This is a genomic window from Sphingomonas rhamnosi, from assembly GCF_036663615.1.
Lineage (GTDB): Bacteria > Pseudomonadota > Alphaproteobacteria > Sphingomonadales > Sphingomonadaceae > Sphingomonas.
Genome location: NZ_JAXOJJ010000001.1, coordinates 621,430 through 646,192, shown reverse-complemented (window position 1 = coordinate 646,192; position 24,763 = coordinate 621,430). Strand labels below are relative to the sequence as shown.

Genomic DNA, 24,763 nt, shown 5'->3' with positions numbered 1-24,763 from the left:
GATCATGCCGAAGCCACACGGCTTCGACAAGCGCCCGCACCGGCGATAGGGTGCGCGGCATGATCATCCTCGGCATCGAATCCTCCTGCGACGAAACCGCCGCCGCGCTCGTGACCGGCGACCGCCGGGTGCTCGCGCACCGCCTGCTCGGCCAGGAGGCCGCGCACGCGCCGTTTGGCGGCGTCGTCCCCGAAATCGCCGCGCGCGCGCATGTCGAAGCGCTCGAACCGCTGATCGTCGCCGCGCTCGCCGACGCCGAGCTGACGCTCGCCGATGTCGACGCGATCGCCGCGACCGCAGGGCCGGGGCTGATCGGCGGGGTAATGGTGGGGCTGGTGACCGGCAAGGCGCTGGCGCACGCCGCGGGCAAGCCGTTGATCGCGGTCAACCATCTGGAGGGCCATGCGCTCAGCCCGCGGCTGTCCGACCCCGATCTCGAATTCCCCTATCTGCTGCTGCTCGTCTCGGGCGGCCATTGCCAGTTGCTGCTGGTCGAGGGGGTGGGGCGGTATCGCCGGCTCGCGACGACGATCGACGACGCCGCGGGGGAGGCGTTCGACAAGACCGCCAAGATTTTGGGGCTCGGCTTTCCCGGCGGTCCCGCGGTCGAACGCGCCGCGGCGCTCGGCAACCCCAAGGCGGTGCCGCTCCCGCGCCCGTTGAAGGGCTCGGCCGAACCGCATTTCTCGTTCGCGGGGCTGAAGAGCGCAGTCGCGCGCGCCGCGGGCGATTACAGCCCCGAGGATCTCGCCGCGTCGTTCCAGGCGGCGGTGGTCGACTGCCTGATCGACCGCACCACCAAGGCGCTCGGCACCAGCCACGGCGCCACAGCGCTGGTCGTCGCCGGCGGGGTCGCGGCGAACGGCGCGGTACGGTCGTCGCTGCAGGCGCTCGCCACCGCGCACGGCCTGCGCTTCGTCGCGCCGCCCTTGTGGCTGTGTACCGACAACGCCGCGATGATCGCCTGGGCGGGGGCGGAGCGCTTCGCCGCCGGGCTCACCGATCCGCTCGACGTCGCCGCGCGCCCACGCTGGCCGCTAGACCCTGCCGCGGAAGCGGTGCGCGGCGCGGGGGTGAAGGCATGATTGGCGTCATCGGTGGCGGCGCCTGGGGCACCGCGCTTGCGCAGGTCGCGGCGCAGCGCAGCGACGTGCTGCTCTGGGCGCGCGAACCCGAGGTGGTGGCGGGGATCAACGCCGCGCACGAGAATGCGCTGTTCCTGCCCGGCCGCACGCTCGACCCCGCGATCCGCGCGACCGGCGATCTTGCGGAGCTGGCACGCTGCAGCATCATCCTGGTCGTCGCGCCCGCGCAGCATGTCGGCGCGGTGCTGGCGGCGGCAGCGGTCGGCGATACCCCCCTCGTGCTGTGCGCCAAGGGGATCGAGGCGGGCAGCAAGCGGCTGATCGGCGAGGTCGCGCGTGCCGTCCACCCGCATGCGCCGATCGCGGTGCTGTCGGGCCCGACCTTCGCACATGAAGTCGCGGCCGGCATGCCGACCGCCGTTACGCTCGCCTGCGAGGATGCGGCGCTGGGCGAACGCCTGGCGAGCCAGCTCGCGGTGCCGCATTTCCGCACCTATGCGACCACCGACGTGGTTGGCGCCGAGATCGGCGGTGCGGTCAAGAACGTGCTCGCGATCGGCTGCGGTGTCGTCGAGGGCGCCGGGCTCGGCCAGAATGCCCGCGCTGCGCTGATCGCGCGTGGCTTTGCCGAGATGACACGGTTCGGCCTGGCGCGGGGCGCCCGGGCGGAAACGCTCGCTGGGCTGTCCGGGCTCGGCGATCTGGTGCTCACCTGCTCGTCGACCAGCTCGCGCAACTTCTCGCTCGGTGTCGGGCTCGGCCGCGGCGAATCGGCACAGGCGCTGCTCGCGGATCGCCGCACCGTGGCGGAAGGCGCGTTCACCGCGCCCGTCCTCCGCGAAGCCGCACGCGACGCGCGGGTCGACATGCCGATCACCGAGGCGGTGTGCCGCCTGCTCGAAGGCGCCGCGGTCGGCGACGTGATCGGCGACCTGCTCGCCCGCCCGCTCAAGGGCGAGGCTGGGTAACGCCGCCGCTCCTCCACCCCGGCGAAGGCCGGGGCGCAGGTGGGAAGGCCTTCGTGACCGCGGGGTGCGCCCCGTTACCGCGGTCCCCCCAATTGGGCCCCGGCCTCCGCCGGGGTGGTATCCCTGGTAACACCCCGTCAAAAATCGATCGCGATGCCCTTCAACTCCCAATCGCCATAGCGCACCGGGTTCAGACCCATCGGGTCCTCGCTCGGTTCGGGCACCGCCTCCGGCACCGGCACCGGCGGGTTCTCCGACAGATAGGCGGGGGGCTTCACATGGTCGGGGCGCTGGCCCATCGCGGGTCTCCGAGTTGCGGGTTTGCGGTCTAGCGTCCACATGGGGGCAGTCGCGCCGTTTTTCTATGCGGACGACCCCGAAGCGGAGGACCTTGATGCCCGATTATACCCATGCGCCCGAACCCTTGGGCGTGCCCACGCGCCGCGCCGCGATCCGCCTGCTCGACGCGGTGCTCCGCCGTGGCGAAGCGCTCGAATCCGCGCTGCCCGCCGCGACCCGTGCGATCCACGGCCCCGATCGCGGCCTCGCGCATGCGATCGCCGCGGAAACGCTGCGCCGCCTGCCCGATCTCGATGCGCTGATCGATTCGGCGACCAAGACCAACCTGCCCGACGATGCCAAGGCGCGGATGGCGCTGCGCATCGCGCTGGTCCAGACCCTCGTGCTCGGGACGCCCAGCCACGCCGCGATCGCGACCGTGCTGCCTTTGGTCGATGGCGGCCCGCGCAAGCTCGTCCACGGTGTGTTCGGCACGTTGTTCCGCGCCGGCGTGCTGCTGCCCGAAGTGCCGACGCTGCCTGCACCGGTCGAGCTGCGCTGGGACGCGGCGTGGGGCGAGGAGATGGTCGACGCCGCCTGCGTCGCGATCGCGGTGCCGCCGCCGCTCGACCTGACGCTCGCCGATCCGTCCGAGACCGAGGGCTGGCGCGAGAAGCTGGGCGGGGTCAGCTTCATGCCCGGGCATCTCCGGCTCGACGATCATGATTCGGTGCCCGACATGGACGGCTTTTCAGATGGCGCCTGGTGGGTGCAGGACATCGCCGCGTCGCTGCCGGCACGGTTGCTCGGGCAGGGGGCGGGCCACGTCCTCGACCTGTGCGCGGCGCCCGGTGGCAAGTCGCTGCAGCTCGCGGCGGCGGGCTGGACCGTCACTTCGGTCGACAACTCCCAGAGCCGGATCAAGCGGCTGCGCGAGAATCTGTTCCGGACGCATCTGAAGGCCGAGGTCGTCAACGCCGACATCCTCGACTGGACGCCCGCCGAGCCCGCCGACGCGATCCTGATCGACGCGCCGTGCAGCGCGACCGGCATCTTCCGTCGCCACCCCGATGTGCTGCACCGCGTCCGCCCGTCGATCATCGCCGAGACCGCGGCGCTGCAGGCAAGGATCTTCGCGCGGGCGGCGGACTGGGTGAAGCCGGGCGGAACCTTGGTCTATGCGACCTGCTCGCTCGAGCCGAGCGAGGGCGAGGCGCAGCTCGATGCGTTCCTGGCTGCGCGCAGCGATTATGCGGTGGTGCCGGTGGAGCAGAGCGAACTACCTGATGGCATCACGCCGACGGAACTGGGTACGGTGCGGACGTTGCCGAGGATGCTGGCAGAACACGGCGGTGCCGACGGCTTCTTCATCGCGCGGGTGCGGCGCAACTAGCCTCCGTCATGCCGGACTTGGTCCGGCATCCATCGCTCCGCATATTCCGTGGCAGGAGAGTTTGCGTCATCATGGACCCCGGACCAAGTCCGGGGTGACGGATACTTCCGCCCCCACCAATCCCGCGCTAGGACACTTCCCATGCAACCCGTCCGCATCGCCCCCTCGATCCTCTCCGCCGACTTTGCCAAACTCGGCGACGAGGTCCGCGCGATCGACGCGGCCGGCGCCGACTGGATCCATGTCGATGTGATGGACGGGCATTTCGTCCCCAACATCTCGTTCGGCCCGGCGGTGATGAAGTCGGTGCGCGGCGTCACGACCAAGCCGTTCGACGTCCACCTGATGATCTCGCCGGTCGATGCCTATCTCGACGCGTTCGCCGAGGCGGGCGCGGACTGCATCACCGTGCATTACGAGGCCGGCCCGCACATCCACCGCTCGCTCCAGCACATCAAGGGCCTCGGCAAGCGCGCCGGCGTGGTGCTCTGCCCCGGCACGCCCGCGAAAATGCTCGATTACCTGCTCGACAGTGTCGATCTGGTGCTGGTGATGAGCGTCAACCCGGGCTTCGGCGGCCAGAGCTTCATCCCCAGCCAGCTCAAGAAGATTTCCGCGATCCGCACGATGATCGAGAAGAGCGGCCGCGCGATCGATCTCGAGGTCGATGGCGGGATCGACGCCGACTGGGCGAAGCGCTGCATCGACGCCGGCGCCGACGCGCTGGTCGCGGGCACCTCGGTCTTCCGCGGCGGCCCATCCGCCTATGCCGCCAACATCGCGGCGCTGAGGGGCGCTTGACTACCGAGCCCGCGCCCGACGGGATCGACGAAGGCCGTCGGCTGATCCGGCTCGGCGGCGACACCGCGCTGTCGCTCGCCGATAGGCTGGCCGAGCGCTTCCACCGGCTGACCTGGCGCACGCCGATCCACGCGCTGCGGCTCAAGGGGCGCTATCCGCTCAAGCTGATCGCGGTGCCCGACGATCCGGTGATGGGCGACGTCAAGCGCGGCAGCGCGCTGCTCGAAGGCACGCTCGGCCTCCGCGGCGAGACGCGCGACATCGAGACGCTCGACCTGGCGAAACCCGATTGGGGCCGGCCGTTCGCCGAACATCTGCACAGCTTCGCCTGGTTGCGCGACCTCTCGACGGTGGCGACGCGCGCGCGCGGCGCACCGATCGCCGAACATCTGATGAGCCTGTGGCTCGCCACGCATGCCGACACCGTCAGCGGACTGGCCTGGCGCCCCGATCTCTGGGGCCGGCGCATCCTGTTCTGGACGTGCCACGCGCCGCTGATCCTGTCGTCGACCGACCTGGTCTACCGCTCGAAGGTGCTGAACGCGCTCGCCCGCGGCGCGCGCCATCTCGATCGCGGCGCCGACAAGGCACCCGCGGGCGCACCGCGGATCGCCGCCTGGTGCGGTGTCGTCGCGGCGGGCTTGCTGATCCCCGGCGGCGAACCGCGCCAGGCGTTCGGCGAGGCCGGGCTCGCGCGCGCGCTCGGCACCGGGCTGTTCGACGATGGCGGGTCGGTCTCGCGCAGCCCGGCGATGCTGCTCGATTGCGTCCAGCTGCTCAGCATGCTGCAGGAAACCTATGTCGCGCGCGGCATGGAACTGCCCGACCCCGTCGCGGCGACGCTGTCGCGGATGGTCGCGGCGTTGCTCGGCGTGATGCACGGCGACCGCGCGCTGTCGAGCTGGCAGGGCGGTGGCCCGTTCGCCGCGACCGAGGTCGCCGCCGTGATCGAGGCGAGCGGCGTGCGCACCCGGCCGCTCCGCCAGGCCCGCGACTGGGGCTATCAGCGGCTCGCCGCCGGCACCGCGGTGCTGATCGTCGACGCCGCGCCGCCGCCGGTCGCGCGGCTGGTCGAGGGCGGTTGCGCCTCGACGTTGGCGTTCGAATTCTCCGATGGGCCGGTGCGGATCGTCGTCAATTGCGGCGGTGCCCGCGCGGGCGTGGCGCAGCTGCCCGCGAGCCTGGCCGAGGGGCTGCGCTCGACCGCGGCGCATTCGACGCTGATCGTCGCCGACAGCAATTCGACCGCGATCCATGCCGACGGCACGCTCGGACGCGGCGTCGTCGAGGTCGAGCTGAGCCGCCAGGAATCGGATGCCGCCAGCCGGATCGAGGCGAGCCATGACGGCTATGTGCGCCGCTGGGGGTTCGCGCATCGCCGCCAGCTGATGCTGACTGGCGACGGCAAGGAGCTGCGCGGCGAGGATGCGCTGCTGCCGCAGGGCCGCAAGCGCCGCGTGGGGACGACGCCGTTCGCGATCCGCTTCCACCTCGGCGCGGGCGTGCAGGTATCGATGACCGCTGACGCGCTCGGCGCGATCCTGCGGCTGCCCGGCGGCGCGCTGTGGCAGTTCCGCTGCCGCGGCGGGCTGCTCGCGGTCGAGGACAGCGTGTGGATCGATGCCGATGGCCGCCCGGTCTCGACGCAGCAGCTGGTGGTGACGGGCGAAGCCGCCGCCGGCGGGGCCAATGTCAGCTGGGCGATCAAGAAGGCGCTTTAATCGCTCCCCTCCCTGGAAGGGAGGGGTCGGGGGTGGGTCGGCCAGTTGGCTGGCGTGCCCGTGCCCCGATAGCGACCCACCCCCAGCCCCTCCCTTCCAGGGAGGGGAGCAAACGCCGTCTGTTCCCCGCCGCCAACCGACGCTAAGGCCCCCCGCATCCTCGCCGCCGACGAAAGACCTTCATGACCAGCATCCCGATCCGCCGCGCGCTCCTGTCGGTGTCCGACAAGACCGGCATCGTCGACCTCGCCACCGCGCTTGCGGCACAGGGCGTCGAGCTCGTCTCGACCGGCGGCACCGCCACCGCGCTGCGCGCCGCCGGCCTTGCGGTACGCGACGTGAGCGAGCTCACCGGCTTTCCCGAGATGATGGACGGCCGCGTCAAGACGCTGCACCCGATGGTCCATGGCGGGCTGCTCGCGGTGCGCGACGATGCCGGCCACGCCGCCTCGATGAAGGAACACGGCATCGGCGCGATCGACCTCGTCATCGTCAACCTCTACCCGTTCGAGGCGACCGTCGCGAAGGGTGCCGACCGCGACACCGTGATCGAGAATATCGACATCGGCGGCCCCAGCATGGTGCGCTCGGCGGCCAAGAACCACGCCTTCGTCGCGATCGTCACCGACCCCGCCGACTATGCGCTGGTCGCGGGTGGCAGCACGACGCTCGACGACCGCAAGCGGCTCGCCGCGAAGGCGTTCGCGACCACCGCGGCCTATGACTCGGCGATCGCGACCTGGTTCGGCACCGTCGACCAGGACGAGGCATTTCCCGAAACGCTGCCGATCACGCTCAAGCGCGGCGATACCTTGCGCTACGGCGAGAACCCGCACCAGTCCGCCGCCTTCTACACCGCGACCGGTTCGGTGCGCGGCATCGGCCAGGCGCGTCAGGTGCAGGGCAAGGCGCTCAGCTACAACAACCTCAACGACGCCGATGCGGCCTTAGAACTCGTCGCCGAATTCCGCGACGCCGCGCCTTCGGTCGTCATCGTCAAGCACGCCAACCCCTGCGGCGTCGCCACCGGCACCACGCTTGCCGAAGCCTATGCCGCCGCCTTCGCGTGCGACACGGTGTCGGCGTTCGGTGGCATTATCGCGGTCAATCGCAAGCTGGACGCACAGACCGCGCGCGCGATCACCGGCATCTTCACCGAAGTCGTCGTCGCCCCCGACGCCGACGAGGAAGCCATCGCGCTGTTCGCCGCCAAGAAAAATCTCCGCCTGCTGCTGACCGGCGAACTGCCCGATCCGGCACGCGGCGGACTCAGCGCCAAGTCGATCGCCGGCGGCTGGCTCGTCCAGGGTCGCGACAACGGAACGCCCGGCGACCTCACCGTCGTCACCAAGCGCCAGCCGACCGCGCAGGAACTCGCCGACTGCCGCTTCGCCTGGACGATCGCCAAGCACACCAAGTCGAACGCGATCGTCTACGCCAAGGACGGCAGCACCGCCGGCATCGGCGCCGGTCAGATGAACCGCCTCGAATCCGCGCGCATCGCCGCGTGGAAGGCCAAGGACGCCGCCGACAAGGCCGGCTGGGCGATCCCGCGCACGATCGGCTCTGCGGTGGCGTCGGACGCGTTCTTCCCGTTCGCCGACGGCCTGCTGGCGGCGGTCGAGGCTGGCGCAACGGCGGTGATCCAGCCGGGCGGCTCGATCCGCGACGCCGACGTGATCGCCGCGGCGGACGAAGCGGGCCTCGCCATGGTGTTCACGGGCATGCGCCACTTCCGCCACTGATCGCCCCGTCACCCCGGCCTTGAGCCGGGGTCCCGCTTCTTTCCGCCGTCGAGATAGCGGGACCCCGGGTCAAGCCCGGGGTGACGGACCACCTTACTCGACTACCGCTTTGAGCGAAGGCGTTACCGGATCGGCGACCCCGAATGCGGCAGGCTCGCCGGCTCGATCCCGGGCTTCTTCCCGAACAGCGCGCGGTCGGCGGGCCCGAACGCCCATTTCCACAGGATGAAGAGATAGGTCGCCGCGATCGCCGGCTCGCCGATCACCAGCTCCACCCATTCGTAGCGTTTGGGTAGCGCGGTGAAGGCGGACCCGACCACGATCGCGGCCAGCGCGGCGATAACCAGCGGCATCCGCCACGGATTGACCGACGCGCCGAGCAGATGCCCCAGCAACTTCGACTTGATCACCGAGGTCAGCGCGACCGACAGCATCAGCGCGATCGCGGGCCCCGCCGCCTGGTAGTTGACGGGATAGCCGAGCGCGCGGATCGCGAAGATCAGGGCAAAGCTCAGCCCAACTTGGAACGCCAGCATCGCGCCCGAGATCATCAGGTTGCGATGCCGCGCGATATAGACCAGCGCGGATTCGCTGACCGCCCCGGTCGACGCCAGGAACTCGGCGGTCAGCAGGAAGGCGAGGGCCGCGGTGCCCGCGACGAACTGCGGCCCGACCACGCCCATCACCGCTTCGCCGGGGATCGATCCCATCAGCGCAAGGCCCCCTTGCGCCGCCATGATCCAGAACGCCACCTGCCGCACCTGGTTAGCGATCGCGAGGCGGTCGTTGATCGCGAGACTTTGCGTGATCACCGGGCCGAGGATCGGGTCGAAGCTGGTCTTCAGCTTCTGCGGCAGGGATGCCACCTGCTGCGCCATGTAATAGATGCCGACGATCTTGGGTTCGAACATCACGCCGAGGATGAAGCGGTCGACGTTGCGGCTGCCCCATTCCAGGATGTCCGCGCCTGCCAGCGGCACGTTGGCGCGCGCCAGCGCATAGAGCGGCCGCAACTGTGGCGACCAGCCGCGCGGGATCCCGTAGCTGCGCAGGAACGGCACCAGACTCGCGACCAGCGCGGCGATCATCGATGCGATATAGCTGAGCACCAGCCCGTCGCGGATCGTGAAATAGCTGAACGCCCACGCCGCGATCGAGATCGTCCACGGCTCGACCACCGCGCGCGCGGTGACCGCGGCCTTGACGTTCAGCCGATAGGCGAGCGCGGCGAGGCTGACGTCGGACCAGGCGATCGCGACGATGATCAGCGGCAGGAACCGGTCGAGCCCGGTGATCGCACTGTTCGGATACATGATCCCGGGAAAGGTGCAGAGCACCGCGCTCGCGATCATCGACGCGACGAACGCGACCGCCATCGCGTCCCACACCACGCAACCATGCGGGCGATCGGATTTGCTCAACGCCTGCGCGAGCCCGCGCTTGAGGCCGAGCGTCGCGAGCAACGCCGCGAGTTCGACGACGACGACCGCGATCGCGAACCGGCCGACGAGGTCAGGGCCGTAGATGCGCCCGGCGATGAACAGAAACGGAATCCGCGCGGCGAGGCGCAGCACGAAGCCGGCGATGTTGGTGCGGCCGCCCTTGGCGAGCGTGTCGATGTCGGCGGTGGATTCGGTCACCATCCTGCACCCCTCTCTGAAAGGGAGGGGCTGGGGGTGGGTCGGCTTGGGGCGGATGCTGCGGTCCCACGATAGCGACCCACCCCCGACCCCTCCCTTTCAGGGAGGGGAGATTGCGCAGCGTAACTCAATGCGCGGCGCCCCAGCTCGCGCCCGTCCCGATCTCGATCCCCAGCGGCACGTCCAGCGTGACAGCCGGCTCGGCCGCGGTCGCCATGACCCGCTCGATCACTGGCTTCGCCGCCGCGACGTCGCCTTCGGGCAGCTCGAACACGAGTTCGTCGTGCACCTGCAACAGCATCCGGACGTTGGGCAGCCCGGCCTCCAGCAACGCCGGCCCCATCCGCACCATCGCGCGCTTGATGATGTCGGCGCTCGTCCCCTGGATCGGCGCGTTGATCGCGGCGCGTTCGGCGCCCTGGCGTTCGTGCTGCACCTTCGAATGGATCCGCGAGAAATGCGTCTTCCGCCCGAACAAGGTCGACGTGTAACCCTTCTCGCGGACGAACTCGGTGGTCGCGGCGATGTAGTTTGAGATGCCGGGGAAGCGATCGAAATAGCGGTCGATCATCGCCTGCGCTTCGTCCGCGGTCACGTCGAGCCGCCCGGCGAGCCCCCAGCGCGAGATGCCGTAGAGGATCGCGAAGTTGATCGTCTTCGCGCGCCCGCGCGTGTCGCGGTTGACCTCGCCGAACAGCTCCTGCGCGGTCAGGCTGTGGATGTCGTCGCCGTTCGCGAACGCCTGTTTGAGCGCCGGCACGTCGGCCATGTGCGCCGCCAGCCGCAGCTCGATCTGCGAATAGTCGGCGGCGAGGATGACGTTGCCCGGCTCCGCCACGAACGCGTCACGGATCTGCCGGCCCACTTCGGTGCGGATCGGGATGTTCTGCAGATTGGGGTCGGTCGACGACAGCCGCCCGGTCTGCGCGCCCGTCAGCGAGTAGGACGTGTGCACGCGCCCGGTCGCCGGGTTGATCTGCGCCTGCAGCGCATCGGTATAGGTGGACTTCAGCTTCGATAGCTGGCGCCAGTCGAGCACCCGCCGCGAGATCACCGCGCCGGGCGAATCCTTGTCCGCCGCGATCCGCTCCAGCTCGTTGACGTCGGTCGAATAGACGCCCGACTTGCCCTTGCGGCCGCCCTTGATCCCCATCTTCTCGAACAGCACGTCGCCGAGTTGCTTGGGGGACCCGATCGTGAACGGTCCGCCGGCGAGTGCGTGGATTTCGGTTTCCAGCGTCGCCATCTGCGTCGAGAACTCGCCAGACAGCCGCGCGAGCACTTCGCGGTCGACCTTGATCCCGTGCATCTCCATCTGCGCGATGACAGGCACCAGCGGCCGGTCGACCATCTCGTACACCCGCGTCGCAGCCTCGGCCGGCAAGCGCCGCTTGAACCGCCGCCACAGCCGCAGCGTCACATCGGCATCCTCCGCGGCGTAGCGGGTGGCCGCCTTCAGATCGATCTCGTTGAAGCTGCGCTGCGTCTTGCCGGTGCCGACCACGTCCTTGAACGCGATGCAGCTGTGCGACAGGTGCGTCGCCGCCAGCTCGTCCATCCCGTGGCCGTGCAGCCCGGCGTCGAGATCGAAGCTCATCAGGATCGTGTCGTCGAACGGCGCGACCGACACCCCGAGCCGGCCGAGCACGATCATGTCGTATTTCAAGTTATGCCCGATCTTGAGCACCGCAGGATCCTCGAACAACGGCTTCAGCTTCGCGAGCACCAGGTCGCGCGGCAATTGCTCGGGATTCTCGGCGAGCAGGTCGGTGCCGCCATGCGCGATCGGGATATAGCAGGCGAGGTTGGCGTGCAGCGCCAGGCTGATCCCGACCAGATCGGCGCGCGTCGCGTCGATCCCGGTGGTCTCGGTATCGACCGCGACCCAGCCCTGATGCTTGGCGACCTGTACCCAGCGGTCGAGCGCGGCCTCGTCCACCACGGTCTCGTAGAAGTCATGGTTGCACGGCTCTTCCTCTTCGTGTGGTACGCTGGTGGGCTCGGGCACCGGCGCATCCGCGACCGCTGACAGCTTCGCCAGCAGCGACTTGAAGCCGTGATGTTCCAGGAACGCGCGGAGCGGCGCGTCGGGAATCCCCTTCAGCTCGAGGTCGTCGAGTGGTTCGGGCAGCGCGACGTCGCATTTCAGCGTCACCAGCACCTTCGACAGCCGCGCCATTTCGGCATGCTCGATCAGATTGTCGCGCATCTTGCTGGGCTTCATCGTCGGTGCAGCCGCCAGCACGGCTTCGAGGTCGCCATGCTCCAGGATCAGTTTCGCCGCGGTCTTGGGGCCGACACCGGGCACGCCCGGCACGTTGTCGACGCTGTCGCCCATCAGCGCCAGCACGTCGCCGAGCTGCGCGGGCGTGACGCCGTGGAATTTCTCCGCGACATGCTCCGCGCCCAGCCGACGGTTGTTCATCGTGTCGTACATGTCGAGCCCGGGCTCGATCAGCTGCATCAGATCCTTGTCGGAGCTGACGATCGTCACTTCCCAGCCCTGCGCCAGCGCCGCCCGGGAATAGCAGGCGATGATGTCGTCCGCCTCCAGCCCCTCGGTCTCGATGCACGGCAGGCTGAACGCGCGCGTCGCGTCGCGGATCATCGGGAACTGCGGGACGAGGTCCTCGGGCGGCGGCGGCCGCTGCGCCTTGTACTTGTCGTAGAGATCGTTGCGGAACGTCTTCGACGATTTGTCGAGGATGACCGCCATGTGCGTTGGCCCGTCGGCGGCATGGACCTCGTCGGCGAGCTTCCACAGCATCGTCGTATAGCCATAGACTGCGCCGACCGGCTCGCCATGCTTGTTGGTGAGCGGCGGCAGGCGATGATAGGCGCGGAAGATATAGCCGGAGCCGTCGACGAGGTAGAGATGGGGCATGGCGCCGAGATAGCGGATGCGCGCGCCCGGACCAATGGGCGAAGCGTGGCGCGCGGGTAACGGTGCGGGGAAATCGTGCCTCCGTCACCCTGAACTTGTTTCAGGGTCCACCTTTCCCCAGGCGCTGGCGTTTGCGGTGGGGTGGATGCTGAAACGAGTTCAGCATGACGAAGGCTCTTAGCCCCGCCCTCCCGCGTAACTCGCGACCGCGGCGGCGACCGACTGGATCAGCCGCTGGCGTTCCTGGATCGGACGCATCGTATCCCCGATCATCACCGCGATCGCATAGCGCCGCCCGTCGGGCGCGGTCAGCAGGCCGACGTCGTTGAACCCGGCGTTGCGCGCGCCGAGGTCCTGCCCCGTCCCGGTCTTATGCTGGATCGTCCACCCCGCCGGCAGCGCCGCGCGCAGCCGGGCACGGCCGGTCACCGACGCGCCCATCGTGTCGAGCAGGATCCGCGTCGAGGTTTCGCTCAGCAATTCGCCGCGCGCCAGCCGGGCGAGCGAATCGGCGATCGCGATCGGCGCGGCGCCATCGGGCGGGCTCGCGACATAGGCGTCGAGCGCGGCGGCGCGCACCGCGGGCGCCAACCGCGACCGCGCGATCAGGAAGCCGTTGTCGACCGCATAGGACGGCTGCCAGGTCAGCCCCGCGGTCTTCGCCTGCAGATAGCGTTCGCCGGGGCCGAAACGGATATCGCCGAGCTGCTTGCGCTCGATCATCGCGCGCACCGCGGTCGGGCCGCCGACATAGCTCAGCAGCCGGTCGTTGGCGGTGTTGTCGCTATGCGTCAGCGCCCGCGTGAGAAGATCGCCGACCGTGGTCTGGTATCCGGCGCCCTTGACCAGCATCGCGATCGGCTGGTGGAACAGCGTCAGGTCCTGCGGCCGGACCAGGATCGGATCGTCCAACCGCGCCTTGCCCTGGTCGCGCAGGTCGAGCAGCGTGATCGCCACCCACAATTTGCTGACCGATTGCTGCGGTAGCGACTGGCGCCCGCCGGCCTCGACCGTCCAGCCTTCGTCGACCGCGCGGATCGCGATTCCCGCCTTGCCCGCGAACCCGCGGTGCAGCGCGTCGATCGTCGCGGCCAGCTGCGCTGGCGCGGCGCGGGCGATACGCGGGGCAGGGGGCGGGACGGGGATCGAGACGGTGATCGCGGGTGGGAGGGTCGGCGCACCCGCGCTTTGCGCCGGCCGCGACGACGGGCCGCAGCCACCCAGCGCGACCGCAAGGCCGGCGGTGACGATCAGACGCGCGATTGAGACCGAAACCATGGGTGAAAAAGCCTTACCGTACGCAAACGACCCTTATCCGCGGATTCTTGGCGTGAAAGCATATGGTTCCCGGCGCTGCGACGAAGCGCGCGTGCGCCGGGCCCAACCGATGACGTCCCCCCGTTTATCGTCACCCCGGCCTTGAGCCGGGGTCCCGCTTCCTTTTAGCCGCTGACAAAGCGGGACCCCGGGTCGAGCCCGGGGTGACGAATTAAAAGTTCACGGCACCAGCACCGTATCGACCGCATCGGGCAGCGTTTCCGGATAATCCAGCGTATAGTGCAGCCCGCGGCTTTCATGCCGGTGCAACGCGCTCCGCACGATCAACTCGGCGGTCTGGAGCAGGTTGCGCAGCTCGATCAGGTCGGGCGTGACGCGGAAATGCTGGTAATATTCGGCGACCTCGTCGGTCAGCAGCTTGATCCGGTGCTGCGCGCGTTCCAGCCGCTTGGTGGTGCGGACGATGCCGACATAATTCCACATGAAGCGGCGGATCTCGGTCCAGGTCTGCTGGATCACGACCTCCTCGTCGGAATCGGTGACGCGGCTCTCGTCCCAGGGGCGGATCGGCGGGGGCGGGGGCAGGCTGTCCCACGCGGCCGCGATGCTGTCCGCCGCCGCCTCGCCGAACACGAAGCATTCGAGCAGCGAGTTGCTGGCGAGCCGGTTGGCGCCGTGCAGCCCGCTCTCGGTGCATTCGCCGGCGGCATAGAGGCCCGGCAGGTCGGTGCACCCGTGTTCGTCGACGACGATCCCGCCGCAGGTATAATGCTGCGCGGGCACCACCGGGATCGGCCCGGTGGTCATGTCGATGCCGAGCCCGATCAGCTTTTCGTGGATGTTCGGGAAGTGATGCCGGACGAAATCGGGCGGCATGTGGCTGATGTCGAGATGGACGTAGTCGAGCCCGTAGCGCTTGATCTCGGCATCGATCGCGCGGGCCACCACGTCGCGCGGCGCCAGCTCCATCCGCTCGGGGTCGTAATAGGTCATGAAGCGCTTGCCGGTGGTCGGGTTGATCAGCCGCCCGCCCTCGCCGCGCACCGCCTCGGTGATCAGGAAATTCTTGACCTCCAGATTGTAGAGGCAGGTCGGGTGGAACTGCATCATCTCCATGTTGGAGACGCGCGCGCCCGCCCGCCACGCCATCGCGATACCGTCCCCGGTCGCGCCGCGCGGCGCGGTCGAGAAGAGATAGGTCCGCCCCGCGCCGCCGGTCGCCAGGATCGTCGCGCGCGCGGTGTAGAGGTTGACGCTGCCCGTCACCTTGTCGACCGCATAGACGCCCCAGACCCGGCCCGCGCCCGAATAGCGTTCCTCGTGCCGCCCGGTCGCCAGATCGATCGCGACCTGGTTTGGCACCAGCGTGATGTTGGGATGCGCCTCGGCAGCGCGTTGCAATGCCTCCTGCACCGCCCAGCCGGTGGCGTCGGCGACATGGACGATCCGGCGATGCGAATGCCCGCCCTCGCGCGTCAGGTGCAGCGCATTGCCTTCGGTCTCGAACGGTACGCCCAGATGCGTCAGCCGCTCGATCGCCGCAGGCGCGCCCTCGACGACCATCTCGACGATCGCGCGGTCGTTAAGGCCGGCGCCTGCGACCATCGTGTCCTCGACATGGTTCTCGAACGTGTCGCCGGGTTCGAGCACCGCGGCGATCCCCCCTTGCGCCCAGGCGGTCGACCCTTCGTTCATCGCGCCCTTGGCCAGCACGGTAACGGTGAAGCGCTCGGCCAGGTTCAGTGCTGCGGTGAGCCCGGCGGCGCCCGATCCGACGATGAGGACGTCGCTGGTCATGCGAACCGCTCCGATGCGCCGCGAATGTTGAGAATGTTGAGACGATAAGGCTGTTTTGCGATGCGCCCGGCCGGTGATGCGTTCGCCGCCGTCGGGCGGCGCGGGGCGGGGCAATAGGCTAGAGCACGATCCTGCATTCCGCCGCATTGGCATAGAAGCGGGGCTGTAGGACAGGGGGAACGTAAGACGCTTTCCTGGTTGGCAATCCGCGCGGTCATCCGCTTGCAGGGGCGACGCGAATTCGCGCTGTCTTTGCCGAATTTCTCCTGTACCCATTGTCCAGGATCAGACCGTGGGGGCGAGTTTGCAACGATTTTTGCGTGCGGCATCGGTTTCGTTTGTAGTCGCGGGGGCGACGCCCGCCTTCGCCGGCGAAATTCCCTTGTACCAACCCGCGCCGTCCTGGGTCACCCCGGTTTCGCTCGCGGACGTCACCAAATCCAACACCAATACGGCGTCGATCGTCATCTTCGATATCCAGCAGCGGATCGAAGACGGTCGGCTATGGTCGTACAGCGACGGCGCGACGCGGATCACCTCGCCCGAATTGCTGGCACAGGCCGCCACGCTCGCCTTGCCCTGGGCACCCGACAAGGGCGACCTGGTGATCCACGAACTGTCGATCCAGCGCGGCGCCGAGCGGATCGACCTGCTGGCCAAGGGGCAGAAGTTCACCGTGCTCCGCCGCGAGGAGTCGCTCGAACAGCGTATGCTGACCGGCGTCCTGACCGCGACGATGGCGGTCGAGGGGCTGCAGGTCGGCGACATCCTGCGGCTGCGATGGTCCGCGAGTTCGAAGGACGCTGCGCTTGGCGGCCGCGTCCAGAACGTCGCGCCGATCCTCGCGGCACCGGCGCAGGTCGGCTTCGCGCGCGTCAAGGTGTCGTGGCCCGCCGCGGTGACGCCACACTGGAAGATCCGCGCGACCGGTCTTGCCGCCGAACCGGTCCGCAACGGCGCGTACACCGAACTCACGTTGAACCTGCCCGCGGCGAAGCAGCCGGAGATGCCGAACGACGCGCCCGCGCGCTATCGCTTCCCGCCGGTGCTCGAGGTCGCCACCTTCGCCGACTGGGCCGATGTCTCGCGGACCTTCGCGCCCTTGTATGCGACCGACGGCGCGGTCGCCCCCGGCAGCCCGCTCGCGCGTGAAATTGCGGCGATCAAGGCCGCGGAGGCATCGCCGATCGGCCGCGCCCAGCGTGCGCTCGAACTCGTCCAGGACAAGATCCGCTATCTCGCGGTCGGCATGGACGGTGGCAATTACGTCCCGCAACCGCCCGCCAAGACCTGGGACCTGCGCTACGGCGACTGCAAGGCGAAGACCGTGTTGTTGCTGGCGATCCTGCGCGGGCTGGATATCGAGGCCGATCCGGTGCTGGCCAATGTCGGCCTGGGCGACCTGGTCCCCGATCGGTTGCCGAGCGCGGCCGCCTTCAACCATGTGTTCGTCCGGGCGAAGATCGGCGGCGAGACCCTGTGGCTCGACGGGACGGGATCGGGGTCGCGGATCGGCGACATCCGTGACACGCCGGGGGTGGGCTATGTCCTGCCGATCAGCGCCGCGGGCGCCGCGCTCGTCAAGATCGAGACTCATGCCAACGCCCGGCCGGTGATCGACCTGACCATCGACGCCGACGAGAGTGCCAGCGTCGATCTCCCCAGCGCGTTCCAGGCGACCGCCGTGGTTCAGGGCCCGCCCGCATCGATGCTGACGCTCGCGAAGAGCCAGCTCGGCGAGAAGGAGCAGCGCCAGGCCGTCGCGCAGTTCCTCCAAGGCTTTATCGGCGAAGGGCAGTTCACCGACGCGTCGATCGTCCCCGATCCGGTGGCGGGGATCGTCACGCTGAAGGCGCGCGGCGTGGTCAGCACGCCGTGGCGCACCGACGATCGCCTGCGCAAACGCGGGGTGACCCGGCTGATCGACCAGGTCACGTTCGATCCCGATCGCAGCAAGACGAGCTGGGCGGCGGTCCCGGTCGCGGTCAATTCGCCCGGGGGCATGCGCTATCGCCTGCGGCTGCGGCTTCCCGATGGCGGGCGCGGCTTCACGATCGAGGGTGCACCCGACCTCAAGGCGCGGGTCGCCGGATACGATGTGTCGCGCACCGCCAGCCTGTCAGGCGGCCTGTTCGTGCTGGATGAACGCGTCGATGCGACCGGCGGCGAGATTCCGGTCGCGCGCATCCCCGCGGAGCGCGACGCGGTCGCGACCGCGAAGGCGCGCGCGCCGCAGCTCGTCGCGCCGGCCGATACCCGCCGCCGATGGGATATCGTCGCGACGGACCCTGCGGGCGCAACCCAGCTCAAGGCGATCCAAACCGTGTTCGCAAAGGTGATCGCCGACGATCCGGACGAGGTCACCGGCTATACCAGCCGGGCCTCGCTCGCGGATGGCATTGCCGACCGCCGCGGCGCGCTTGCCGACCTGACGCACGCGATCGCGATCGCGCCATCGGTCGATCTCTACCTGCAGCGTGCGGCGATCGCCTATCAACTCAACGACACGGCGGCGGCGCTGGCGGACGCGGAGGCGGCGCGTGCACTCGATCCCTCGTCGGAAGCCGCGGTGTCCGAGGTCGCCACCCAAAAGGCCGAGCGCGGCGATCTCGGCGGCGCGACCGCGCTACTCGACGCACGGATCGGGCTCGGCGGAACCACGGGGTTTGCCTATCGCGAGGCCAAGGCCAGCCTCCTGTCGGAATATGGCGACGGGCGCGAGGCGCTGGCGCTGTACGATGCGATGATCACCGCAAAGCCGGGGTCGCCATCGCTGCTCAACGCGCGCTGCTGGGTAAAGGGGATCCGCTCGGTGATGCTCGATACCGCGCTGAAGGATTGTACGCGGTCGATCGAGCTCAGCAGCGATACGGCCGCCGCGCTCGATAGCCGTGCCATGGTCTGGTATCGGATGGGCCGATATGACGAGGCGCTCGCCGATCTTGACGCGGTTCTCGCCGGCGCTCCTGGGCAGGCGCCATCACGGTTCCTGCGCAGCGTCGTCCTGAAACAGCTGCACCGCGACGGCGAAGCGGCGCGCGAACTCGCGCTGGCACGGCGGATGCAGCCCAGCGTCGACCGCCAATATGCGCGCTACGGGATCAAGGCGTCGTAGGCACGTTCGGCGGCAGGGGCACGCTGCGGACTCGATCCGGGTTGCGGTATCGCCGCGGTCCTGCTGTATTGTTCCGGTAATACAGGGGGCGACAGGATGGTGATGACGGAGCTGGCGTTGGGCGATGCGGGGGTGTTGTCGCCGGGGCGGTGGCGCTGGGCGCGTACGCTCGGTTGGGCGGCGCTGATGCTGGCGGTTCTGATCGCCGCGCTCGCGACCCAGGCGATCGCGCGCAAGTTGGTCGGCGAGCATCACGCCGGGATCCCGGTGATCGCGCTGGTGTCGCTGCTTCTGGCGTATGGCGCCTATTACGCGATGGTGCGGTTCGGCGAGCGCCGCCGCGTCAGCGAACTGTCGCTGCGTGCGCTGCCGCGTGATCTCGGCATCGGGCTGCTGATCGGGGTCGGCATGTTCACGCTGGTGTTCGCGAGTCTGCGCCTGTTGGGCGTCTACACGCTGGCGCCCGGGCTTTGGACCGACTGGGGGCATGACGTCCGCGAGACGCTGGCGACCGGTCTGGTCGAGGAACTGCTGATACGCCTCGTGCTGTTCCGACTGCTGATGCGCGCGTTCGGGGTATGGCCTGCGCTGATCGGGTCGGCGCTGTTCTTCGGCGCCGCGCATCTGGCGAACGCCAACGCGACCTATGTCGCTGCGATCGCCATCGCGGTGGAGGCGGGGCTCATGCTCGCCGCCTTCTACCTGCTGACCGGGCGGATCTGGATGTCGGTCGGTGTTCACGCCGCATGGAATTTCACGCAAGGCGCAATCTTCGGTGCGCGCGTGTCAGGGCAGACGGGAACGGGCAGTCTGTTCGTCAGCGGGCCCGTTCCGGGCAGCTCGGAGATGCTGTCGGGCGGCGCGTTCGGCCCCGAAGCGTCCTTGCCCGCGGTGATCGTCGGGCTGGCGATCTTCCTGATCGTCCTGCGCGCAGCGCTCGATCGGCAGCCTGCGCTCCGGAGCGCGGATGCTGTCGGCGGTACCGAGATTCAGCCTTAGCCGAACGCGCATCGGCAAGGACCCGGGTCGCACCGTGGATGTCCCGCTGTGGAGATTGATCCAAATCCGATACTAATCGGGCTGGGGCGGTCGGAGCATGTCCTGTACACTCCCGTTCGAACGAACTTGGGAGTCGGGCGATGAAACTGGGGGTTTCGCTGCTGATATTGTGTCTGCCGGGCGTCGCCACGGCGCAGGCCTTTCGCCCTTCGGAACCGGCCTATCCATTCGTCGACCTGGCACGGCAGAGCGACGGGCATTACAATCTCGTCCGGTCGAACGACACGCCGACGATGCGCGCGCAAAAGCTGCGGCGCGCGATCGCGCTCCGCGACGAGGCGGCGGCGTTGGTGGCGCAGGACGGCGGTACGCTGACCGATCGTCACCGCGCCTATCTGCGGCGCGAGGCCAGCAACATCCTCGACGGCAGCCGCTGACGCCTCACGCCCCGCGCCACGTGCCCGGCGCGAGGGTGTCGAGCGACCAGTCGCCGATCCGCCAGCGCACCAGCCGCAGCGTCGGCAGGCCGACCGCCGCGGTCATGCGGCGCACTTGGCGGTTGCGACCCTCGCGGATCGTCAAACGCAGCCACGAATCGGGAATGCTCTTGCGCACCCGGATCGGCGGGTCGCGCGGCCATAAGGCCGGCGCGTCGATCCGCTCGGCCTCGGCGGGCAGGGTCGGGCCATCCTTCAGCGCCACGCCGCGGCGCAGCGCGTCGAGTTGCGCCGCATCGGGATCGCCCTCGACCTGGACCAGATAGGTCTTCTCGGTCTTGAACCGCGGGTCGGCGATCCGCGCCTGCAGCCGACCGTCGTCGGTCAGCAGCAGCAATCCCTCGCTGTCGCGGTCGAGTCGTCCGGCCGGATAGACGTCGGGCACGTCGATGAAGTGGGCGAGCGTTTTTCGCGTCCCCTCGTCGGTGAACTGCGAGAGGACGTCGTACGGCTTGTTGAACAGCAGCAGCACGCAGCACCTCAGGCCGCGTTGGCCGCCCGGGTCAGGCTGAGGAACACGTCCTCCAGGTCCGGTTCCTTGGTCGAGACGTCGACGATCCCGAACCCGCCGCCCTGCACCGCGGCCAGCACCTCGCCCGCGTTGACGCGGTCCTTGGCGTAGGTGATTTCCAGCGTCCGCGTGCCCTTCAGCGCGATCTTGCGGAAGCAAGCGTTGCTCGGCACGTCGGTGACGTCGCGGTCGACGGTCACCGCAACGATCTTCTCCTGCGCCTTGCCGACCAGCTCGCGCGTCGGTTCGTTGGCGATCAGCCGCCCGTTGTTGATGATCGCGATGCGGTCGCACAGCTCCTCGGCTTCCTCCAGGTAATGTGTCGTCAGCACTACCGTCACCCCGGCGCGGTTGAGCTCGCGGACGTAGGACCAGAGTTGCTGGCGCAGCTCGATGTCGACGCCCGCGGTCGGCTCGTCGAGCACCAGCACCGGCGGCGAATGCACCATCGCCTTGGCGACCATCAGCCGCCGCTTCATGCCCCCCGACAGCGTGCGCGCATAGGCGTGCGCCTTGTCCTCCAGATGCACCGCGCGCAGCAGCTCCATCGTCCGGCGCTTGGCCTTGGGCACGCCGTACAGCCCGGCCTGGATCTCGAGCGTCTCGAACGGCGAGAAGAACGGGTCGAACAGGATCTCCTGGTTGACGATGCCGATCGACGCCTTGGCGTTGCGCGGGTGCGCGTCGATGTCGAACCCCCAGATCGACGCGCTGCCCTCGGTCTTGTTGACGAGTCCTGCGAGCGTGTTGATCAGCGTCGACTTGCCGGCGCCGTTGGGCCCGAGCAGCCCGAAGATCTGGCCGCGGGGGACGTCGAACGTCACCCCGTCGAGCGCGCGCTTGCCGCCCGCATAGGTCTTGCACAGATTCGAGATGGCGATCGCGGCTTCGGTCATGCGCCCTGCCATAGCGGGGCCGGCATCCCTCGGATAGAAGGAAGAAGCGGGTTCGCGCGGAGGCGCGGAGACGCGGAGGTGTGGCGCTCGTCGCGAAGCGACCTTCAACCCACGCACGTTGCAGGCAGAATATGCCCGTTCCGGGCAAGCCCCCTCCGCGTCTCCGCGCCTCCGCGCGAACCAATCTTCTTCTTTCTTCCTGACCCGCACCACGCTATCGGCGGCGCATGAAGCCGCCGCTAGAAACCACCCGCGTCTCCCAGCCCCGCGTCGCCTGTGACGGCGCCAGCGACATTCCCGGCGGCGCGGCGCTCGGGCATCCGCGCGTCTGGCTGCAGATCGACGAGTCGGGTTACGTCGATTGCGGCTATTGCGACCGCCGCTTCATCCTGACCGGCGGGCCCGCCGACGGCGCCGACCAGAGCACGCTACGCGACCATGGGGATGGCGCCGGGCGGTAAGCCGCCTATATTCCGGGGATGATAGCAGCAGATCCCCGCTCGTTCCTTTACCGCACGCTCGACCCCGAACAGGCGCAGGCGCTCACCGCCAAGGCGCTGGGCCAGGCCGATGACGGCGAACTCTACCTCCAATATCGCAAGGCCGAGGCGTTCGGGTTCGACGATGGCCGGCTGAAGACCGCCAGCTACGACACCAATTCGGGCTTCGGCCTGCGCGCGGTGTCGGGCGAGATGACCGCGTTCGCGCACGCCAACGAGATGACGCCGGCCGCGATCCGCCGCGCCGCCGAGACGATGACGCTGATCGAGCCGAGCAGCGTCGCGAAATCGGGTCCGCCCCAGGGCACCAACCGCCACCTCTACACTGCCGCCGACCCGCTCGATCTGGTGCCGTTCGCCGACAAGGTGAACCTCTGCCAGACGATCGACGCCGCCGCGCGCGCGCGCGATCCGCGTGTCGCGCAGGTCTCGGTCAGCCTGTCGGGCAGCTGGAGCGTCGTCGAGATCGTCCGCGCCGACGGCTTCGTCGCCACCGACGTGCGGCCCCTCGTACGCCTGAACGTCACGATCGTCGCCGAGCAGAATGGCCGCCGCGAGACCGGCAGCTACGGCATCGGCGGGCGCTATCTCTACGATGACCTATTCACGCCGGAGACCTACAACCGCGCGATCGACGAGGCCTTGGCCCAGGCGCTGGTGAACCTCGACTCGATCGCCGCGCCCGCGGGCGAGATGACCGTGCTGCTCGGCAATGGCTGGCCCGGCATCCTGCTGCACGAGGCGATCGGCCACGGGCTCGAAGGCGATTTCAACCGCAAGGGCACCAGCGCCTTCTCCGGCCGGATCGGCGAGCGCGTAGCAGCACCCGGCGTCACCGTGGTCGACGACGGCAGCCTACCAGATCGTCGCGGTTCGCTGTCGATCGACGACGAGGGCACCCCGACGCGAGAGACCGTGCTGATCGAGGACGGCATCCTCAAGGGCTATATGCAGGATCGGTTGAACGCCCGCCTGATGGGCGTCGACGCGACCGGCAACGGTCGCCGCGAAAGCTTCGCGCACGCGCCGATGCCGCGCATGACCAACACCTTCATGAAGGCCGGCAACGACGACCCCGCCGAGCTGCTCAGCCGGGTCAAGAAGGGCATCTTCGCGAAAGCGTTCGGCGGCGGCCAGGTCGACATCGTCTCGGGCAAATTCGTGTTCAGCTGCACCGAGGCGTATCTGATCGAGGACGGCAAGCTGGGCGCGCCGATCAAGGGCGCGACGCTGATCGGCGACGGCCCCAGCTCGCTGACCCGCGTCCGCGGCATCGGCAACGACTTCGCGCTCGACGAGGGTATCGGCATGTGCGGCAAGGCCGGGCAGAGCGTGCCAGCGGGGGTGGGCCAGCCGACGCTGCTGGTCGACGGACTGACGGTTGGGGGGACGGCGGCGGCCTGATCGGTCAATATCCGCCGACGAGCTTATCGATCGCAGCGGTTATCGTGGTGTACTGCGTTTCGAGCGAGCCGATCGGCGGGCCAAGTATGCGGCGGTACACCACGCTGATCAATTGGGTGGCAAGAAGTCGGTTTTCGCCGTTGATGTCAAAGGACGGATGAAGCCGGTGAATGACCGACACATCGGCATCGGGCGGTATCAACGGTATCACGACCCGCGTATTGTAGATTGCCAACAGGTCGGACTGGACATCGACGACCCAAGTTCCGTCCGGCAGTACGAACACATCGAACTGCGCCATTTACCAGACGCGATACTTCTCGAGCGGTAGGCCGTTCTTTTCGACCCAGCGATTCCACCCCTCGATCGCCCCCCGGTTCGCGATCCGCCAGCGGCGTTCGAGCTCGGCCTTCACGACTCGGCGAAGGTCCTCGAGATCGTCCGGCACGGCGATACTGAGACGCAGTGCTTCGGCGCGGAGTTCGTGCGGCTCCATTTGCCGCGTACTCTTTACCGGGAGGTCTGCCGTGGTGGCCATAATCGCAGGCTATCACGATGGGCCCCGGCGTCAATCGATCTGGATGCTCGCGTAGCGTCCACCACGTTCTTACCCGAACTTGGTACACCCATAACCACTGTGATCATGGCGCGGCGTGGCACACTAACGCGTGCGCTCGCGAGCAGGCGCTGCTATTTCGAAACGCATGCACTTCTTCGACGCCCTCAACGACGATCATCGCGCGTTCGTCGCGCGTCAGCCGGTGTTCTTCGTCGCCACCGCGGCGGAGGGCGCGCGGATCAACCTCAGTCCCAAGGGCATGGACAGTTTCCGCGTGCTCGACGCCAACACCGTCGCCTATCTCGACGTCGGCGGTTCGGGCAACGAGACCAACGCGCATCTCGCCGCCGACGGCCGCATCACGATCATGTTCTGCGCGTTCGACCGGCCCGCGCTGATCTTTCGGATCTATGGCCGCGGCCACGCGGTGCTGCCGCAGGACGACGGCTGGGACGATCTGTACGCGCGCTTCACGCCGTTGCCCGGCACCCGCCAAATCTTCGTGATCGCGGTCGATCAGGTGCAGACCAGTTGCGGCTGGGGCGTGCCGTTCATGACTCTCGACCGCGAACGCCAGACGCTGTCGAAATATCACGCCAAACAGCCGCGCGAGGAACGGCTCGCGGAATGGGCGGAGCATACGCAGAGCATCGACGGCCTGCCGGTCCGCGTCGCGACGATCGCGCCGTGA

Annotated in this window: 21 protein-coding genes; 12 read left to right on the top strand and 9 right to left on the bottom strand. The window is 68.8% G+C overall.

Going from position 1 to position 24,763, the window contains the following annotated elements; genetic code table 11:
* Positions 1-59: 59 nt before the first annotated feature.
* Positions 60-1,085, top strand: a complete 1,026-nt coding sequence (gene tsaD, locus U1701_RS03160; protein ID WP_332781072.1) for a tRNA (adenosine(37)-N6)-threonylcarbamoyltransferase complex transferase subunit TsaD — start codon at positions 60-62, stop codon at positions 1,083-1,085.
* Positions 1,082-2,053: an NAD(P)H-dependent glycerol-3-phosphate dehydrogenase gene (locus U1701_RS03155; protein WP_332781071.1), complete on the top strand. Its 972-nt coding sequence runs from the start codon at positions 1,082-1,084 to the stop codon at positions 2,051-2,053. The genes tsaD and U1701_RS03155 overlap by 4 nt, the downstream gene beginning before the upstream one ends.
* Positions 2,054-2,190: 137 nt before the next feature.
* Here the strand turns inward: U1701_RS03155 and U1701_RS03150 are convergent, their stop codons facing one another.
* The gene (locus U1701_RS03150; RefSeq protein WP_332781070.1) at positions 2,191-2,352 is read right to left on the bottom strand and encodes a DUF1674 domain-containing protein; all 162 of its coding nucleotides are present in this window, start codon (positions 2,350-2,352) and stop codon (positions 2,191-2,193) included.
* Positions 2,353-2,417: 65 nt separating this feature from the next.
* Between U1701_RS03150 and U1701_RS03145 the strand changes: the two genes are divergently transcribed.
* The 4 genes from U1701_RS03145 to purH all read left to right on the top strand — a co-directional run bounded on the left by U1701_RS03145 (position 2,418) and on the right by purH (position 7,992).
* Positions 2,418-3,725 carry an RsmB/NOP family class I SAM-dependent RNA methyltransferase gene (locus tag U1701_RS03145; protein WP_443025982.1) on the top strand — a complete coding sequence of 436 codons (1,308 nt, stop codon included), beginning with the start codon at positions 2,418-2,420 and terminating at the stop codon, positions 3,723-3,725.
* A 141-nt stretch (positions 3,726-3,866) separates the two neighbouring features.
* On the top strand, positions 3,867-4,526 hold the full coding sequence (rpe, locus tag U1701_RS03140; protein WP_332781068.1) for a ribulose-phosphate 3-epimerase: 660 nt from the start codon (positions 3,867-3,869) through the stop codon (positions 4,524-4,526).
* On the top strand, positions 4,523-6,247 hold the full coding sequence (locus U1701_RS03135) for a heparinase II/III family protein (protein WP_332781067.1): 1,725 nt from the start codon (positions 4,523-4,525) through the stop codon (positions 6,245-6,247). The genes rpe and U1701_RS03135 overlap by 4 nt, the downstream gene beginning before the upstream one ends.
* Positions 6,248-6,429: 182 nt before the next feature.
* A complete protein-coding gene (gene purH, locus U1701_RS03130) occupies positions 6,430-7,992 on the top strand; it encodes a bifunctional phosphoribosylaminoimidazolecarboxamide formyltransferase/IMP cyclohydrolase (RefSeq protein WP_332781066.1) in 1,563 nt (520 codons plus the stop codon).
* Positions 7,993-8,114: 122 nt separating this feature from the next.
* Here purH and U1701_RS03125 read toward each other — a convergent pair whose 3' ends face one another.
* The 4 genes from U1701_RS03125 to nadB all read right to left on the bottom strand — a co-directional run bounded on the left by U1701_RS03125 (position 8,115) and on the right by nadB (position 15,591).
* A complete protein-coding gene (locus U1701_RS03125) occupies positions 8,115-9,635 on the bottom strand; it encodes a lipopolysaccharide biosynthesis protein (protein WP_332781065.1) in 1,521 nt (506 codons plus the stop codon).
* 124 nt (positions 9,636-9,759) lie between these two features.
* The gene (gene polA / locus U1701_RS03120; RefSeq protein ID WP_332781064.1) at positions 9,760-12,516 is read right to left on the bottom strand and encodes a DNA polymerase I; all 2,757 of its coding nucleotides are present in this window, start codon (positions 12,514-12,516) and stop codon (positions 9,760-9,762) included.
* A 177-nt stretch (positions 12,517-12,693) separates the two neighbouring features.
* Positions 12,694-13,794, bottom strand: a complete 1,101-nt coding sequence (locus U1701_RS03115; protein ID WP_332781063.1) for a serine hydrolase — start codon at positions 13,792-13,794, stop codon at positions 12,694-12,696.
* Positions 13,795-14,013: 219 nt separating this feature from the next.
* On the bottom strand, positions 14,014-15,591 hold the full coding sequence (gene nadB / locus U1701_RS03110) for an L-aspartate oxidase (protein WP_332781062.1): 1,578 nt from the start codon (positions 15,589-15,591) through the stop codon (positions 14,014-14,016).
* A gap of 382 nt (positions 15,592-15,973) precedes the next feature.
* Between nadB and U1701_RS03105 the strand changes: the two genes are divergently transcribed.
* The 3 genes from U1701_RS03105 (at position 15,974) to U1701_RS03095 (ending at position 20,142) form a co-directional block, all read left to right on the top strand.
* Entirely contained in the window at positions 15,974-18,706 is a 2,733-nt protein-coding gene (locus U1701_RS03105; protein ID WP_332781061.1) for a DUF3857 domain-containing protein, read from the top strand.
* Between the two features lie 102 nt (positions 18,707-18,808).
* A complete protein-coding gene (locus U1701_RS03100; protein ID WP_332781060.1) occupies positions 18,809-19,705 on the top strand; it encodes a CPBP family intramembrane glutamic endopeptidase in 897 nt (298 codons plus the stop codon).
* Positions 19,706-19,845: 140 nt separating this feature from the next.
* Complete coding sequence (locus U1701_RS03095) at positions 19,846-20,142, top strand: hypothetical protein (RefSeq protein WP_332781059.1); 297 nt, start codon at positions 19,846-19,848, stop codon at positions 20,140-20,142.
* A gap of 4 nt (positions 20,143-20,146) precedes the next feature.
* Here U1701_RS03095 and U1701_RS03090 read toward each other — a convergent pair whose 3' ends face one another.
* Entirely contained in the window at positions 20,147-20,674 is a 528-nt protein-coding gene (locus U1701_RS03090; protein ID WP_332781058.1) for an rRNA large subunit pseudouridine synthase E, read from the bottom strand.
* An 8-nt stretch (positions 20,675-20,682) separates the two neighbouring features.
* Positions 20,683-21,609 carry an ABC transporter ATP-binding protein gene (locus U1701_RS03085; protein ID WP_332781057.1) on the bottom strand — a complete coding sequence of 309 codons (927 nt, stop codon included), beginning with the start codon at positions 21,607-21,609 and terminating at the stop codon, positions 20,683-20,685.
* A 227-nt stretch (positions 21,610-21,836) separates the two neighbouring features.
* On the opposite strand from U1701_RS03085, the gene U1701_RS03080 reads away from it, so the two are divergent.
* The gene (locus tag U1701_RS03080; protein WP_332781056.1) at positions 21,837-22,070 is read left to right on the top strand and encodes a zinc-finger domain-containing protein; all 234 of its coding nucleotides are present in this window, start codon (positions 21,837-21,839) and stop codon (positions 22,068-22,070) included.
* A gap of 18 nt (positions 22,071-22,088) precedes the next feature.
* Positions 22,089-23,513 (top strand): metalloprotease TldD, encoded by a 1,425-nt coding sequence (gene tldD, locus U1701_RS03075; protein ID WP_332781055.1) that lies wholly within the window; start codon positions 22,089-22,091, stop codon positions 23,511-23,513.
* A 4-nt stretch (positions 23,514-23,517) separates the two neighbouring features.
* Here tldD and U1701_RS03070 read toward each other — a convergent pair whose 3' ends face one another.
* Both U1701_RS03070 and U1701_RS03065 read right to left on the bottom strand, forming a co-directional pair.
* Complete coding sequence (locus U1701_RS03070; protein ID WP_332781054.1) at positions 23,518-23,814, bottom strand: CcdB family protein; 297 nt, start codon at positions 23,812-23,814, stop codon at positions 23,518-23,520.
* Entirely contained in the window at positions 23,815-24,051 is a 237-nt protein-coding gene (locus U1701_RS03065) for a type II toxin-antitoxin system CcdA family antitoxin (protein WP_332781053.1), read from the bottom strand.
* 166 nt (positions 24,052-24,217) lie between these two features.
* On the opposite strand from U1701_RS03065, the gene U1701_RS03060 reads away from it, so the two are divergent.
* Positions 24,218-24,763 (top strand): pyridoxamine 5'-phosphate oxidase family protein, encoded by a 546-nt coding sequence (locus U1701_RS03060; RefSeq protein ID WP_332781052.1) that lies wholly within the window; start codon positions 24,218-24,220, stop codon positions 24,761-24,763.

Coding starts and splice junctions, on each gene's coding strand:
- U1701_RS03145 (WP_443025982.1), top strand. CDS start 2,418: ATGCGGACGACCCCGAAGCGGAGGACCTTGATGCCCGATTATACCCAT.
- polA (WP_332781064.1), bottom strand. CDS start 12,516: ATGCCCCATCTCTACCTCGTCGACGGCTCCGGCTATATCTTCCGCGCC.
- U1701_RS03060 (WP_332781052.1), top strand. CDS start 24,218: ATGCACTTCTTCGACGCCCTCAACGACGATCATCGCGCGTTCGTCGCG.
- U1701_RS03085 (WP_332781057.1), bottom strand. CDS start 21,609: ATGACCGAAGCCGCGATCGCCATCTCGAATCTGTGCAAGACCTATGCG.
- U1701_RS03115 (WP_332781063.1), bottom strand. CDS start 13,794: ATGGTTTCGGTCTCAATCGCGCGTCTGATCGTCACCGCCGGCCTTGCG.
- U1701_RS03100 (WP_332781060.1), top strand. CDS start 18,809: ATGACGGAGCTGGCGTTGGGCGATGCGGGGGTGTTGTCGCCGGGGCGG.
- U1701_RS03070 (WP_332781054.1), bottom strand. CDS start 23,814: ATGGCGCAGTTCGATGTGTTCGTACTGCCGGACGGAACTTGGGTCGTC.
- purH (WP_332781066.1), top strand. CDS start 6,430: ATGACCAGCATCCCGATCCGCCGCGCGCTCCTGTCGGTGTCCGACAAG.
- rpe (WP_332781068.1), top strand. CDS start 3,867: ATGCAACCCGTCCGCATCGCCCCCTCGATCCTCTCCGCCGACTTTGCC.
- U1701_RS03065 (WP_332781053.1), bottom strand. CDS start 24,051: ATGGCCACCACGGCAGACCTCCCGGTAAAGAGTACGCGGCAAATGGAG.
- U1701_RS03080 (WP_332781056.1), top strand. CDS start 21,837: ATGAAGCCGCCGCTAGAAACCACCCGCGTCTCCCAGCCCCGCGTCGCC.
- nadB (WP_332781062.1), bottom strand. CDS start 15,591: ATGACCAGCGACGTCCTCATCGTCGGATCGGGCGCCGCCGGGCTCACC.
- tsaD (WP_332781072.1), top strand. CDS start 60: ATGATCATCCTCGGCATCGAATCCTCCTGCGACGAAACCGCCGCCGCG.
- U1701_RS03095 (WP_332781059.1), top strand. CDS start 19,846: ATGAAACTGGGGGTTTCGCTGCTGATATTGTGTCTGCCGGGCGTCGCC.
- U1701_RS03155 (WP_332781071.1), top strand. CDS start 1,082: ATGATTGGCGTCATCGGTGGCGGCGCCTGGGGCACCGCGCTTGCGCAG.
- tldD (WP_332781055.1), top strand. CDS start 22,089: ATGATAGCAGCAGATCCCCGCTCGTTCCTTTACCGCACGCTCGACCCC.
- U1701_RS03125 (WP_332781065.1), bottom strand. CDS start 9,635: ATGGTGACCGAATCCACCGCCGACATCGACACGCTCGCCAAGGGCGGC.
- U1701_RS03150 (WP_332781070.1), bottom strand. CDS start 2,352: ATGGGCCAGCGCCCCGACCATGTGAAGCCCCCCGCCTATCTGTCGGAG.